The sequence below is a fragment of the Nocardioides koreensis genome, assembly GCF_039531775.1.
Lineage (GTDB): Bacteria > Actinomycetota > Actinomycetes > Propionibacteriales > Nocardioidaceae > Nocardioides > Nocardioides koreensis.
Window position 1 is genome coordinate 520,602 of the sequence record NZ_BAAAQR010000001.1, and the last position, 12,735, is coordinate 533,336.

The window sequence follows — 12,735 nt, forward strand, 5'->3', positions numbered from 1 at the left end:
GCTCACCGGTCGGGCGGTGGCTCAGCCACCCAATCAGCCGGGCAAACCGTGGCCCACTCACCGCTGCTCGCACACCGGCCACGCGGATCAGCCGCGGAGCAGCTTGCTGATCCGCAGCACCACGTCGTCGACGGCATCGGCCGCGGCGGCACTCCACGGGCCCATCTCCATGAACCCGTGGATCAGGCCGGGGTAGGTCACCTCGTCGACGGCCACCCCCGCCGCCGAGAGCTTCGCGGCGTACGCGTTGCCCTCGTCGCGCAGCGGGTCCAGCTCGGCGGTCACCACCAGCGCCGGTGCGACCCCGGTCAGGTCGCCGAGCAGCGGGGAGAGCCGGACGTCGCCCGGGTCCAGGTCGACCACGCTGCCGACGTACTGCTCGAGGAACCACACCATCGTCGGCATGTCGAGGAAGAACCCCTCGGCGTTCTCCTGCCGCGACGGGTAGTCGCCGAACGTGTCCACGGCCGGGTAGAGCAGCACCTGCGCCTGCACCAGCTCCGGCAGCGTCTGCGCGACCACCGCCGACAGGTTGCCGCCGGCGCTGTCGCCGCCGACCGCGAGCCGGGTGCCGGGCAGGTGCTCGGCCGCCCATCGGGTCGCCGCGATCGCGTCCTCGACCCCGGCCGGGAACCCCTCCTCGGGCGCCAGCCGGTAGTCGACCGCCAGCACCGTGACCTCCGCGCCGCGGCAGATCCGGCGGCAGGTCTGGTCGTGGGTGTCGAGGTCGCCGATGACGTAGCCGCCGCCGTGGAAGTACACCAGCGTCGGGGTCTCCACCGCGCCCTCGGGCCGGTAGACCCGCGCCGGCCGCCCGGCCACGGTCAGGTCCTCCACCGAGCCGACCGGCACCACGTCCTCGGGCTTGACGAAGTCGACGGTCAGGGTGCGGAACGCCGCCCGCGCCTCGGCCGGCGTCCCCTCGTGCATCTTCTTCTCGGCGGCGTTGACGAGGTCGAGCAGGGTCGCGAGCTGCGGGTCCAGTGGCATGGCGCCGAACCTACCGGCCGGTACGCCGGGCAGCTGGCGCGCTCACCCCGCGGACTCAGGCGGCGGCCGCACAGGACGGGCACCGGACTGCCCGGCCGTATGGCCCCTGGGCCACCAGGTCCGCCAGGACGGCACGCACGTAGTCGGGATCGAGCATGACGTCCTTCCAGGTGAAGCGCACGACGATGAAGCCGCTGCGCACGAAGAGCGTGTAGCGGCGTACGTCGCGCCCGAAGGACGCGCTGTCGGCGTGGAACTCGAACGACTCGGCCTCGATCACCAGGCCCAGGCGTCGATCCATCAGGTCCGCGCGGCCCACGTCACCGACCCACTGCTGCGGCTCCACCTCGAGGCCGGGGACCCGCTTGGCGATCCCGCGCAGCACCGACTCGAACGGGTTCGCCGCCCGCCCGTCCGCGGCCTCGACCACCTCCATGGCCTTGCGCCGGCCCGTGCGAGGCGAGGCCTTCGCGGCGTCCAGCAGGCTGTCGTGGTCGACACCGCCCCTGAGCGCGGAGTCGGCCACCGCCAGGGCCTCGTCGAAGGAGTAGGTGCGCGCGCAGTCGACGACGGTCTGCACCGGCGAGGTCACCCGCCCCTGCACCGCGTCCGGGGCGAGGTTGCCCCAGTGGACCTCCACCCCGTCCGGGTCGAGGTGGTGTCGCCACCGCGGGACGGTGATCGTCGGGAGCGCAGGCGGGGTCTTGACCTTCCAGCCCCAGCGCTGCGCGGCGCTGAGGTGGGAGACCGTCCCGCCCAGGCGGATGGCCGCGGCCAGGGCCTGGTCGGTCTCCGGCAGGGCGTAGTAGGGGCGCGTCAGCTCGATCACCCGGCCGGCGCTCACTGCCGTGCGGAGCTTCCGGCGGCTGGTGAGGGCCCGCAGCTCCGGCCAGGTCGCCACCCCGCCCAGCCGGATCAGCGCGTCGACGGGATCGAGGGGCGTGTCAGGCGTGTGAGTCATGCCCCGACACATTCCCCGTTCCGGACCTCCCCCGGGGCGTCATCCACAGGCCACCCGCCCGGGCGGTTCGAGGCCGGCCCCACTCACCCGCGCGCCGACCGAGCCCGGCGTACGACGAACTGCCCGGCCGGCGTGACCGAAGCTCAGCCGAGGAAGGCCCGCACGCCCCGCGTGAGCGCCTTCGCGTACGTCGCCCGCCCCTTGCGAGTGGTCATCCGGTGCGCGTCGCGGGGGTTGCGCATGTTGCCGAGCTCGACCATCACGGTCGGGACGTCGGAGAGGTTGAGGGTGCCGAGGTCGGAGCGGAAGTCCAGCCCGTCACCGCCGGCGATGTAGTTGGCGACCGGCACCCCGGCCGCGCGCAGGGCGGCCCGCTCGCGCAGCGCCAGCCGGCGCGAGGACTTGTAGATGTCGTGCGTCCAGCGCGCCCGGTCGGTCGGCGCGATCACGTGGAAGCCGCGCGCGCCGGAGGCGGTGTTGCCGTCGCCGTGCAGGCTGATCTTCAGATCGGCCGGGATCTTGTTGCCGGCCCGGCCGCGCTCGTCGACGCAGGGGCCCCAGCGGTCCTGGCGGTTGCTGGTCCGGGTCAGCACCACGCGGGCGCCGAGGTCGGTGAGCCGGGCCCGCAGCAGCCGGGAGACCCGCCACGCCATCGTCGCCTCGGGGTACCCGCCGCGAGTCGCGGTGCCGGTCGTGTTGCAGGGCTTCTTGAAGCCGCCGGCGGGCACCAGCCGGTTGATCTTGCGCGGGTAGTTGTGGTTGCCGAGCTGGTGGCCGGGGTCGATCACGACCGTCCGCCCGGCCAGCGGAGCCGAGGTGCGGTCCAGCGACCGGCTCACCGGCGGCTCGGCCCGGTCGGCCCACCCCCCGGCGGTCAGGTCCACCTCACGCTCGCGCGCGTGCTGGGACCAGACGACCTCGCCGGCCACGCCCGTGACGAGCAGGACGAGGGCGAGCAGGGACGTCGAGAACTTCCAGAACACGTCCGGCACTGTAACGGTCCAGACCACTCGAAGTCCCACCGGCGGGCGGACCCCACTAGGGTGGCCGGTCGAGCCGTCCCAGAGCAGTCGAAGGAGCCCGGCAGATGACGTGGTTGGTGACCGGAGGAGCGGGCTACATCGGCGCCCACGTGGTGCGCGCGCTGCAGGACGCGGGGATGCGGCCCGTCGTGCTCGACGACCTGTCCACCGGGTTCGCCGCCTTCGTCCCCGACGACGTGCCGCTGGTCGAGGCAACGCTGCTGGACAAGGCGGCGGTCACCGAGGCGCTGCGCGAGTACGACGTCACCGGGGTCATCCACGTGGCCGGGTTCAAGTACGCCGGGGTGTCGGTCACCCGCCCGCTGCACACCTACGAGCAGAACGTCACCGGCACGGTGAACCTGCTCGACGCGATGGTGGCGACCGAGGTGTCCCGGATCGTGTTCTCCTCCAGCGCGGCCACCTTCGGCACCCCCGACGTCGACCTGGTCACCGAGCAGACGCCGGTGGCGCCGGAGTCGCCGTACGGCGAGACGAAGCTGATCGGCGAGTGGCTGCTGCGCGACGTGGCCCGGGCCCACGACCTGACCCACACCTCGCTGCGCTACTTCAACGTGGTGGGCTCCGGGTCGGCGGACCTCTACGACACCAGCCCGCACAACCTGTTCCCGCTGGTCTTCGACATGCTCTACCGGGGCGACACCCCGCGGATCAACGGCGACGACTACCCCACCCCCGACGGCACCTGCGTGCGCGACTACATCCACGTTGCCGACCTGGCGCTGGCGCACGTCACCGCCGCACAGCGGATGCTGGCCGGCGAGCCGCTGGAGCCGGTCTACAACCTCGGCAGCGGCGACGGGAGCTCGGTGCGCCAGATCATGGACACCATCCGCAAGGTCACCGGCATCGACTTCGACCCGGCCGTGCACCCGCGGCGCCCGGGCGACCCGGCCCGGATCGTGGCGAGCGGCGAGCTCGCCGCCCGCGACCTGGGCTGGGCGATGCGGCACGACCTGCGCGAGATGGTCGCGAGCGCCTGGGCGGCACGCCAGAAGGCGGGCGACGACTACCCCCGGTGACCCCGCGCCCGAGCGCAGGGCCGTACAACTAGCCGGCGGCGCCGGGCACGACCACCAGCTTGCCGACGTGCAGGCGGCGGGCGAGCTGCCGCTGCGCCTCGGCCACCTCGTCGAGGCCGAACGTCGCGGCGACGGCGGGCCGGACGTCGCCGCGGCGGGCGATGCCCACCAGCAGGTCGAAGATCCGGGGCGTGTGCATGGTGGACCCGACCAGGGCGAGGTTGGCGAGGTAGAGGCGGCGCACGTCCAGGTCCACCGCCCAGCCGTCGAGGGCGCCGGCGACCACCCACCGGCCGCCGGCACGCAGCAGTCCGAGGCCCTGGCCGACCGCCGCGCCGGCCACCACGTCGATGACCGCGTCGTACCCCGACGGAGTGGCCGCGGCCGCGTCGGCAACCACGCGCCCGCGCTGCCGGTCCACCACGTGGTCGGCGCCCGCGGCGCGTACGGCGTCCGCCTTGTCGCCGCTGCACACGGCGACGACCCGGGCCCCCCGCGCGCGGGCCAGCTGGACCGCGGCGAGCCCGACCCCACCCGAGGCGCCGGTGACGAGCACGGTGTGGCCGTCGGCGACCGAGCCCCGCTCGAGCATCCCCAGCGCCGTCCCGTAGGCGATCGGCAGCGCGGCCAGCTCCACGTCCGTCAGCGGCGAGCCGTCCACCCGGTGCGCCCGGGCCGCCGGCACCACGACGTACTCGGCGAAGCCACCGTCCCGCTCGCTGCCCAGCACGTCGGCCACCATCGCGTCGGGTCCGGGCCCGTCGTAGAGGGCGGGGTCCACCAGCACCCGCGCCCCGACCAGCTCGCCGGCGCCCGCACCAGCGCCGGCGGCCACCACGGTGCCGGCCACGTCGCCGCCCTGGATCCGCGGGAAGTCGAGCGGACCGAGCCAGCCCGCCTTCGCGTCCGGATCGTCCGCCAGGCCGTAGGACCCCTCACGGGTCCAGAGGTCGGTGTTGTTGCACCCGGCCGCGCCGACGCGCACCAGCAACTCGCCCGGGCCCGGGCGGGGCAGCGGCACCTCACGCAGCTCGATCGCGTCGAGCCCGCCGTGGTGGGTGGTCACGGCGGCCCGCATCGTGGCCGGGAGCTGGGTCGGGTCGGGGTGGTCTTCGGGGCTCGGGGGCACCTGAGCAGCATGGCACCGCCACCGGGCTCCGTGCGTCGGCACCGAGGAGTTCTGCGAGCAAAGTTGTCGTGGCGAAAAAATGCTGCAACAACTGAGTTTCGCCCTCCGGGGATCGGGTAGAAAGCCGCCCATGACCCTCGGGACCCGACCGCTCGCCCCTCCGGCATGGTGAACCTTCCGCCGGACGGGCCTCCCCAATTCGGGGTACCCGCCGCCGCATCCACGCCGGAGCCGGGCACGGGTCCGGACCCTGAGGTCATGAAGGTCTCGTGGATCGGCACCGGTGCGGCCGAGGCAGGGGAGGCGGCGGAGGTGCTGTCCACCCCGTTCGAGGAGTGGTGCGCGGCCCGCGGCATCCACCCCGACGCCATCGGCGCGTGGGAGTGCTTCGAGGCGAGCAGCCCGGTCACGCTCGTCGAGCCGGCATAGCCCTCAGGCGTCGCGCGCGAGCAGCTCGTCGAGCTTCTCGTACCCCTCGTTCACGCCCACGTCCATGCCGCTGGCGAGGATCCGGTCGCGGATCTCGAGCGACTCCACGACCGACACCCCGGTGATCCGGCAGCGCCCTCCCTCGAGCGGCTCGAAGGTCATCGTCTCCAGGCTCACCCCGTCCGGGGCGCCGTCGAAGCTGAAGGTCTGCACCAGTCGCTCGCTGGGGCGGACCTCGTGGAAAGAGCCCCAGAACCCCATCGAGAAGTCGTCGCGGCTGCCCGTGTAGCGCCACTCGCCGCCGGTGCGTGCGTCCCACCTCTCGATCGTGGTGTCGATGCTGCGCGGCCCGATCCACTGCACGAACAGCTCCGGGTCGGTCCAGGCCCGGAACACCCGCTCCGGCGGGGCGTCGAACTCGCGGACGATGCGGATCACCGGCAGGTCCGGGTCCGCCTCGATGCGGGTCTGGTTGGTCGTCGTCCGGCTCATGATGCTTCTCCCTCTCGAATCTCGGTGGTCGAGCCCGAGCTTTCGGTGGTCGAACCCGCGCCTTCGGTGGTCGAGCCCGCGCCTTCGGTGGTCGAGCCCGAGCTTTCGGTGGTCGAGCTTGTCGAGACCATCGCCGCCAGCACCTCGTCGAGGCGGCCGAACCGCTCCTCGGCCTCGCGCCGGTAGCGCTCGATCCACGCGGTCATCAGGTCGAACACCTCCGCCTCGAGGTGCACCGGCCGCCGCTGCGCGTCCCGGGTACGGCTGACCAGGCCGGCGTCCTCGAGCACCTTGAGGTGCTTGGAAACCGCCTGGACGCTCACGTCGTACGGCGCCGCGAGCTCGCCGACCGTGGCGTCGCCGTCGGCGGCGAGCCGGGCGACCAGGTCGCGGCGGGTGGGATCGGCGAGGGCGGCGAAGGCCCTCGACAGCGGATCGGTCACGAACAGCCCCTTTATCAACCATGTGGTTGAGAAAGACGCTAGACCTGGACCCCGAGGTTGTCAACCAGTTGGTTGAGGAGGCTTGGGGAGCGTCCGCTCCACCACCAGCCGCTGCGCGATCTCGTGCAGCTTGACGTTGGAGGTCGTCGAGATCCGCTTGAGCACCGCGAAGGCGCGCTCGGCGTCGATGTCGTAGCGCTCCATCAGGATCCCCTGCGCCTGCCCGATCACCGTGCGGGCGTCCACGGCGACGCCCAGGGTCTCGACCTGCTGCGCGGTCGCCATCGCGACCGCGACGTGCGCGGCCAGCACGCCACCGACCTCCCGGTCGACCTCGCCGAAGCCCTGCACCCGGCGCGAGTAGAGGCTCAGGGCACCGACGGTCGCACCCTGGGTGAAGAGCCGGAAGCAGAGCGCACTGCGCAGCCCGGTGTCGGCCGCGACCCGCGGTCCCCACGCCGGCCACCGCGCGTCGTCCACCAGGTCGTCGCTCGCCACCAGCCGTCGCTCGGCGATCGCGTCGAGACACGGCCCCTGCCCGAGCTCGACCTGCAGCCGGTCGGCGGCCGCAGCCGACTCGTCGGTGGCCGCCGGCGTGTCCATGTCACGCCCGCGGCGCACCAGCGAGATCGCGGCACCGTCGCAGTCGACGATGTTCTTGTCGGCCAGCTCGACCGCATGCTCGATCGTCGCCTGCAGGTCCCGACTCTCCTGCAGCTCGCGCGCCAGGGCGGCCATCCGCCGCGCCAGGTCGTTGTGCTCCACGTTCCCTCCCCCGTCGGTCTTCCCCCGACGAACGGGTCACCAAACGTGGGTGACCCACTCCCGGTCCGCAGGTTCGTGGGCGGCCTCGCTGAACGCGCGGAGCGCCTTCAGCATCACCGACCACTGTGTCGTCGACATCCCGTCGAGGATCCGGGTGACATCGCGGCGCCGGGCGTCCGTGACGGCGTCGACCACCGCCCTCCCTGCGGACGTCAGAGCCACCCGCACCACCCGACCGTCCTCGTCGCAACGACGACGGACGAGCAGCCCGAGTCGCTGGAGGCGGTCGCAGTGCCGCGTGGCGTTGGAGGGATTGACGCCAAGCTCGCCGGCGATCGCGCCGATGGTGAGCTCGCCGTGGGCGGCGAGCAGGACCAGGACGCGGTACTGCACGAGCGTGACGTCGACCGGCGACGCCGCGAGGGACTGCACCGCCAGACCGACCAGCACCCGGCTTGCGGCCAGGAACTCGTCAGCCAGCTCTTCGGAGGTTGTCACTCGACAAGATTTTCCGGCTGCGGGATCACTCCCGTCAAGAACTGTGTGCCCTAGCGCATATAACTGTTCGGCCTCGGGTACGACACGGGTCGACCCGACCGGAGGGAGATCCCGTGACCCCCTGCCCAGTCCGGTGACCGGCGACCGGCCCGGCACCCCCGTCCCCCTGCGCCAGTACGCCCTGCTCGCCGACGGCGAGCGCGGCGCGCTGGTCGGCCCCCACGGCGACGTGGCCTTCCTGTGCGCACCCCGGTGGCACGACGACGCGGTGTTCGCCGGCCTGCTCGGTGGCCGCGGCGGCTACGCGGTCACCCCGCGCGACCGCCGCTTCGTCTGGGGCGGCCACTACGACCAGGACACCCTGATCTGGCGCAGCCGCTGGGTGGCGACCGCCGCGGTGACCGAGTGCCGCGAGGCGCTGGCCTTCCCCGGCGAGCGCGACCGGGTGGTGCTGCTGCGTCGGGTCGAGGCGACCCTCGGCGACGCGCACGTCCGGGCTCGGCTGGAGTGCCGGGCCGAGTTCGGTGCCCGGTCGATGACCGTACGCCGGGGTGCGGACGGCGTGTGGGAGGGCCGCACCGGCGACCTGCGCTACCGCTGGTCGGGGGTGCCGTCCCACGCCCGGCTCGACGAGGCCCGGCTGACCGTCGACCTCGACGTCCCCGAGGGCGGCAGCCACGACCTGGTCCTGGAGATCAGCCGCGAGCCGCTGCCCGACGCGCCCCCGGACCCCGCCGCCGCGTGGGCGCGCACCGAGCGCGCCTGGCGCTACGCCGTCCCCGACCTGGGCGCGTCGGTCGCCCCCGGCGAGTCCCACCACTCGTACGCCGTGCTCCGCGGGCTCACCGGCGCCTCCGGGGCGATGGTCGCCGCGGCCACCACCGCGCTGCCGGAGCGGGCCGACCAGGGCCGCAACTACGACTACCGCTACGCGTGGATCCGCGACCAGTGCTTCGCCGGCCAGGCCGCGGCGGCGGTCGGCGGCCACGAGCTGCTGGACGCGGCGGTCCGGTTCGTCTCCGCGCGGGTGCTCGAGGACGGGCCGCGGCTGCGGCCGGCGTACACCGTCGACGGCGACCCGGTGCCCGACGAGCGCCGGCTGCCGCTGCCGGGCTACCCCGGCGCGCCGGTGCGGGTCGGCAACCGGGCGAACTCGCAGTTCCAGCTCGACGCGCTCGGCGAGGCGCTGCTGCTGCTCGCCGCCGCGGACCGCGCCGGTCGCCTCGACGGCACCGGCGAGAAGGCGGTCGAGGCCCTGGCCGAGGCGATCGAGCAGCGCCGGCACGACCCGGACGCCGGCATCTGGGAGCTGGACGACCGGCGCTGGGCGCACTCCCGGCTGATCTGCGCAGCCGGGCTGCGCGCAGCCGCGGACCGTCGTACCGGCGCCACGGCCGCCGGCTGGCAGCAGCTGGCCGACAGCCTGGTCGCCTCGGTGGACCGGGACTGCCGGCACCCCGACGGCCGCTGGCAGCGCTCCCCCGGCGACCCCGGCGTGGACACGGCGCTGCTGCTGCCCGGCCTGCGCGGCGCCGTGCCCGCCGACGACCCGCGGCACCTGCTGACTTGCCGGGCCGTGGTGGACGACCTGACCGACGACGGCTACGTCTACCGGTTCCGGCAGGACCCCGACCGGCCGCTGCACGCGGCGGAGGGCGCCTTCGTGCTCTCCGGCTTCCACATGTCGATGGCGGCGCTGCAGCAGGGGGACGTGGCCGGGGCGCTGCGCTGGTTCGAGCGGAACCGCAGCGCGCTCGGGCCGCCCGGCCTGTTCGCGGAGGAGTACGACGTGGTGCAGCGCCAGCTGCGCGGGAACCTGCCGCAGGCCTTCGTGCACGCGCTGCTCCTCGAGACCGCGCAGCGGCTCGGCGAGGCCGGGGTGTCCCACCGCGGCTTCGAGGCCCGGGACAGATGACCACCGACAGATGACCACCGCACGATCGACCAGGAGGTGCAGATGACACCGCAGGAGAAGAAGAGCCGGCACAAGCGCGTGGTCGTGGTGACCGGCGCGACCGGAGGCATCGGCCGGGCCACGGCGCGCCAGTTCGCGGAGCGCGGGGACTCGGTGGCGCTGCTGGCGCGCGGCACCACGAGCCTCGACGCGGTCGCGGCCGAGGTCGAGGCGGCGGGCGCCCGCGCGCTGCCGCTGAGCGTCGACATGGCCGACCACCGGGCCGTGGAGAAGGCCGCCGCGCAGGTCGAGGAGGAGCTCGGCGAGATCGACGTGTGGGTCAACGTGGCCTTCACCTCGGTGTTCGCCCGGTTCACCGACATCGAGCCGGAGGAGTACCAGCGGGTCACCGACGTGACCTACCTCGGCTACGTCAACGGCACCCGCGCCGCGCTGGCGCGGATGCAGCCGCGCGACCGGGGTGCGGTCGTCCAGGTCGGCTCGGCGCTGGGCCATAGGGGAATCCCGCTGCAGTCGGCGTACTGCGGCGCCAAGCACGCCCTCGAGGGCTTCCACGAGTCGCTGCGCACCGAGCTGCTGCACGACGGCAGCAACGTGCGGGTGACGATCGTGGAGATGCCCGCGGTGAACACCCCGCAGTTCTCCTGGGTGCTCTCCCGGCTGCCGCACCAGGCCCAGCCGGTGCCGCCGATCTACCAGCCCGAGGTGGCCGCCCGGGCGGTCGTGCACGCCGCCGACCACCCGCGCCGCCGGGCCTACTGGGTGGGCGCGAGCACCGCCGGCACGCTGGTCGCCAACAAGCTGGCTCCCGGGCTGCTGGACCGCTACCTCGCCCGCACCGGCTTCTCCTCCCAGCAGACCGGCGACCCGAAGCCGGCCGACCAGCCGGCCAACCTCTGGGAGCCCGCCGACGGCCCCGGGGGTCGCGACTTCGGGGCGCACGGCCGCTTCGACGGCCGCGCCCACGGCCGCTCGCCCCAGGCCTGGGCCTCCCGGCACCACGGCACCCTCGGCGTCGCGGCCGCGGTGGCCGCCGGCGCCGGCGCGGTCGCGCTCGCCCGGAGGGCGGCATGAGGCGCCCGGACGCCGCCCGCCTCGCGCTCGGCGTGGTCGCCCTGGCCCGGCCCGGCCTCCCGGTCCGGGTCACGGGCGCGCGCGACGGCGCCGGCGTACGCCGCGTCGTACGCGTCCTCGGCGCCCGGTACGTCGTGCAGTCGCTCGGCGGGCGCTGGGTGCACCGGGCCTGGGTGCCGGAGGCGGATGCCGCCGTCGACGTGGTCCACGCCCTCTCGATGCTCGGCCTGGCCGGGCTCGCCCCGCGGCACCGCCGGCTGGCGCTGGTCAGCGCGGCGGCCGCCTCGGCGTTCGCGGTCGCCGACCTGCGGGACCGCTGAGCGCACGCCCGGGTCGTGCGGGTGAGAGTGCGCCCTGGCGCACTCCCGGCCGCACGACGCGACTGATGGCCCTGTTGCCGGGCGGGCCCCGCGGTCCACGCTGGTCGCAACCCCACGGGAACAGGAGGGCGGCGTCATGACCAGCGAACCCATCGGCAAGGGCCACGGAGGGCGGCACGCGGCCGCCACACCCGGCAAGGCGGTCGAGGTCCCGTCGACCACGTTCCACTACCACGACCGGGAGCGGCTGGCGTCGTACCGCCGGACCGAGCCGTACCCGCCGATGGCCCGGGCCGGGGCGTGGCTCGTCCTGCTGGTGGGGCTGTCGGTGATGTACGCCGAGTGGGACCTCTACGGGCAGAGCGCCCAGAACCAGTCCGACGCCAACTGGGCGCTGGGCTTCATGATCCTCTCCACCGCCGGCGCGCTGCGGATCCTGGTCGGCGCCCCGGGTCGCCACCTGCCGGCGGGAGTGGCGATCCTGGTGAGCGGGCTGGGCTTCCTGTACCGCGCCTTCCTGGTCACCGGGGACGCCTCAGCCGTCCTCGCCTACGAGGCCACCTGTGGCGTGCTGCTCGTGGTGGCCGCGCTGATGGTGCTGCTGTCTCCCGACCTCACCGGCCCGCCCCCGCCGTCCTCGGACCCTTGGGGCTGAGGCGCCTGAAGGTGGCCGCCGAGGGTCTCCGCGTCTGCGTCAACGGGCCCGTCGTTTGCGCCCGCGGCGATCGGGGTAGGAGGCCTGGCAGGACCAAGGGGTGATCCATCGATGACCGACGTCACGTCGCCGAAGGCTCCCCTCTCGCTTGCCCCACAGCCGTCGAGCCCGGCGGGGAACGCCCGGACCCGGCGCCGGGCCGAGACCTGCCGGCTCCTGGAGGAAGCGGCGCGGTCGGGCTCGACCGCCGAGCGCTCGGCCCTGCTCGACCGGGTGATCGAGCTGAACCTCGCGGTCGCCCGGGAGGTGGCCCAGCGCTATCGCCGGCGCGGGATCCCCGACGAGGACCTGGTCCAGGTCGCGAACCTGGCTCTGGTCAAGGCCGCCCAGGGGTTCGACCCCGGCCTGGGCGCCGACTTCCTCAGCTACGCGGTCCCCACCATCCGCGGCGAGATCCGCCGGTACTTCCGTGACTACGGTTGGACGGTCCGGCCGCCCCGTTCGATCCAGGAGGCCCAGACCAAGATCGCCGCCGCCCGGTCCGAGCTCTACCACGAGCTCGGTCGGTCACCCCGGCCGAGCGACATCGCGGCGCACACCGGCCTCGAGGTCGAGGTGGTGCAGGAGGCGCTCGCCGCCGACGGCTGCTTCGCCCCGGCCTCGCTCGACGCGTCCACCGACGGTCTCGACCCGGCCGAGCGCCTGGGCGAGGAGGACGCCGGGTTCGTCGGCGCCGAGGCGCGCGCGACGCTCAGCGGCGTCCTCGACGATCTCACGCCACGGGAGCGGCGGATGCTGGAGCTGCGGTTCTTCGGTGACTGCACCCAGGCCGAGATCGGCGCCGAGATCGGGGTGACCCAGATGCAGGTCTCACGACTGCTGAACCGGCTCCTGGCCCGCCTCCGGGAGCGGCTCGAGGACGAGCATGGCGCCGCTTGACCAGGAGGGCGCCCCCACCACTCAGGAAAGCGGGAGGCTCGGGAAGCCCGGAGAGGAAGT

15 protein-coding genes are annotated in these 12,735 nt (G+C 74.0%); 7 read left to right on the forward strand and 8 right to left on the reverse strand.

Translation table 11 applies throughout. The annotated features are described in order from the left end of the window. Window positions 1–87: 87 nt before the first annotated feature. From ABD268_RS02485 to ABD268_RS02495, 3 genes are all read right to left on the reverse strand, one after another. Window positions 88–990 carry an alpha/beta hydrolase gene (locus ABD268_RS02485; protein ID WP_344147054.1) on the reverse strand — a complete coding sequence of 301 codons (903 nt, stop codon included), beginning with the start codon at window positions 988–990 and terminating at the stop codon, window positions 88–90. 55 nt (window positions 991–1,045) lie between these two features. Then, window positions 1,046–1,951 carry a hypothetical protein gene (locus tag ABD268_RS02490; RefSeq protein WP_344147057.1) on the reverse strand — a complete coding sequence of 302 codons (906 nt, stop codon included), beginning with the start codon at window positions 1,949–1,951 and terminating at the stop codon, window positions 1,046–1,048. A gap of 143 nt (window positions 1,952–2,094) precedes the next feature. Next, window positions 2,095–2,934 (reverse strand): N-acetylmuramoyl-L-alanine amidase family protein, encoded by an 840-nt coding sequence (locus ABD268_RS02495; RefSeq protein WP_344147060.1) that lies wholly within the window; start codon window positions 2,932–2,934, stop codon window positions 2,095–2,097. Window positions 2,935–3,038: 104 nt separating this feature from the next. Here ABD268_RS02495 and galE point away from each other — a divergent pair, with 104 nt between their 5' ends. Further along, window positions 3,039–4,016 (forward strand): UDP-glucose 4-epimerase GalE, encoded by a 978-nt coding sequence (galE, locus tag ABD268_RS02500; RefSeq protein WP_344147063.1) that lies wholly within the window; start codon window positions 3,039–3,041, stop codon window positions 4,014–4,016. Window positions 4,017–4,044: 28 nt separating this feature from the next. On the opposite strand, the gene ABD268_RS02505 is transcribed toward galE, so the two are convergent. Beyond that, the gene (locus tag ABD268_RS02505) at window positions 4,045–5,145 is read right to left on the reverse strand and encodes a zinc-binding dehydrogenase (RefSeq protein WP_344147066.1); all 1,101 of its coding nucleotides are present in this window, start codon (window positions 5,143–5,145) and stop codon (window positions 4,045–4,047) included. A 258-nt stretch (window positions 5,146–5,403) separates the two neighbouring features. Between ABD268_RS02505 and ABD268_RS02510 the strand changes: the two genes are divergently transcribed. Continuing rightward, window positions 5,404–5,574, forward strand: a complete 171-nt coding sequence (locus ABD268_RS02510; RefSeq protein ID WP_344147068.1) for a hypothetical protein — start codon at window positions 5,404–5,406, stop codon at window positions 5,572–5,574. A 3-nt stretch (window positions 5,575–5,577) separates the two neighbouring features. Here ABD268_RS02510 and ABD268_RS02515 read toward each other — a convergent pair whose 3' ends face one another. From ABD268_RS02515 to ABD268_RS02530, 4 genes are read right to left on the reverse strand one after another with little or no spacing between them, the layout of a single operon-like run. Beyond that, window positions 5,578–6,066: an SRPBCC family protein gene (locus ABD268_RS02515; RefSeq protein ID WP_344147071.1), complete on the reverse strand. Its 489-nt coding sequence runs from the start codon at window positions 6,064–6,066 to the stop codon at window positions 5,578–5,580. Further along, complete coding sequence (locus ABD268_RS02520; RefSeq protein ID WP_344147074.1) at window positions 6,063–6,509, reverse strand: ArsR/SmtB family transcription factor; 447 nt, start codon at window positions 6,507–6,509, stop codon at window positions 6,063–6,065. Before ABD268_RS02520 ends, ABD268_RS02515 begins: the two co-directional genes overlap by 4 nt. Window positions 6,510–6,569: 60 nt before the next feature. Further along, window positions 6,570–7,274 (reverse strand): GAF and ANTAR domain-containing protein, encoded by a 705-nt coding sequence (locus ABD268_RS02525; RefSeq protein WP_344147077.1) that lies wholly within the window; start codon window positions 7,272–7,274, stop codon window positions 6,570–6,572. A gap of 36 nt (window positions 7,275–7,310) precedes the next feature. Further along, the gene (locus ABD268_RS02530; protein ID WP_344147080.1) at window positions 7,311–7,772 is read right to left on the reverse strand and encodes a MarR family winged helix-turn-helix transcriptional regulator; all 462 of its coding nucleotides are present in this window, start codon (window positions 7,770–7,772) and stop codon (window positions 7,311–7,313) included. Between the two features lie 133 nt (window positions 7,773–7,905). Here ABD268_RS02530 and ABD268_RS02535 point away from each other — a divergent pair, with 133 nt between their 5' ends. From ABD268_RS02535 to ABD268_RS02555, 5 genes are all read left to right on the forward strand, one after another. Further along, a complete protein-coding gene (locus tag ABD268_RS02535; protein WP_344147083.1) occupies window positions 7,906–9,687 on the forward strand; it encodes a glycoside hydrolase family 15 protein in 1,782 nt (593 codons plus the stop codon). Window positions 9,688–9,729: 42 nt separating this feature from the next. After that, the gene (locus tag ABD268_RS02540) at window positions 9,730–10,761 is read left to right on the forward strand and encodes an SDR family oxidoreductase (protein WP_344147086.1); all 1,032 of its coding nucleotides are present in this window, start codon (window positions 9,730–9,732) and stop codon (window positions 10,759–10,761) included. After that, window positions 10,758–11,081, forward strand: a complete 324-nt coding sequence (locus ABD268_RS02545) for a hypothetical protein (RefSeq protein WP_344147089.1) — start codon at window positions 10,758–10,760, stop codon at window positions 11,079–11,081. The genes ABD268_RS02540 and ABD268_RS02545 overlap by 4 nt, the downstream gene beginning before the upstream one ends. A 136-nt stretch (window positions 11,082–11,217) precedes the next feature. Beyond that, entirely contained in the window at window positions 11,218–11,736 is a 519-nt protein-coding gene (locus ABD268_RS02550; RefSeq protein WP_344147092.1) for a hypothetical protein, read from the forward strand. Between the two features lie 111 nt (window positions 11,737–11,847). Continuing rightward, window positions 11,848–12,675, forward strand: coding sequence for a sigma-70 family RNA polymerase sigma factor (locus tag ABD268_RS02555; protein ID WP_344147095.1), 828 nt, complete (start codon window positions 11,848–11,850; stop codon window positions 12,673–12,675). The last annotated feature ends 60 nt before the right edge of the window (window positions 12,676–12,735 follow it).

Bases quoted from the DNA above. Each gene is read 5' to 3' on its own strand.
- ABD268_RS02485 (WP_344147054.1), bottom strand. From the start codon at position 990: ATGCCACTGGACCCGCAGCTCGCGACCCTGCTCGACCTCGTCAACGCC.
- ABD268_RS02490 (WP_344147057.1), bottom strand. From the start codon at position 1,951: ATGACTCACACGCCTGACACGCCCCTCGATCCCGTCGACGCGCTGATC.
- galE (WP_344147063.1), top strand. From the start codon at position 3,039: ATGACGTGGTTGGTGACCGGAGGAGCGGGCTACATCGGCGCCCACGTG.
- ABD268_RS02510 (WP_344147068.1), top strand. From the start codon at position 5,404: ATGAAGGTCTCGTGGATCGGCACCGGTGCGGCCGAGGCAGGGGAGGCG.
- ABD268_RS02515 (WP_344147071.1), bottom strand. From the start codon at position 6,066: ATGAGCCGGACGACGACCAACCAGACCCGCATCGAGGCGGACCCGGAC.
- ABD268_RS02540 (WP_344147086.1), top strand. From the start codon at position 9,730: ATGACACCGCAGGAGAAGAAGAGCCGGCACAAGCGCGTGGTCGTGGTG.
- ABD268_RS02545 (WP_344147089.1), top strand. From the start codon at position 10,758: ATGAGGCGCCCGGACGCCGCCCGCCTCGCGCTCGGCGTGGTCGCCCTG.
- ABD268_RS02550 (WP_344147092.1), top strand. From the start codon at position 11,218: ATGACCAGCGAACCCATCGGCAAGGGCCACGGAGGGCGGCACGCGGCC.
- ABD268_RS02555 (WP_344147095.1), top strand. From the start codon at position 11,848: ATGACCGACGTCACGTCGCCGAAGGCTCCCCTCTCGCTTGCCCCACAG.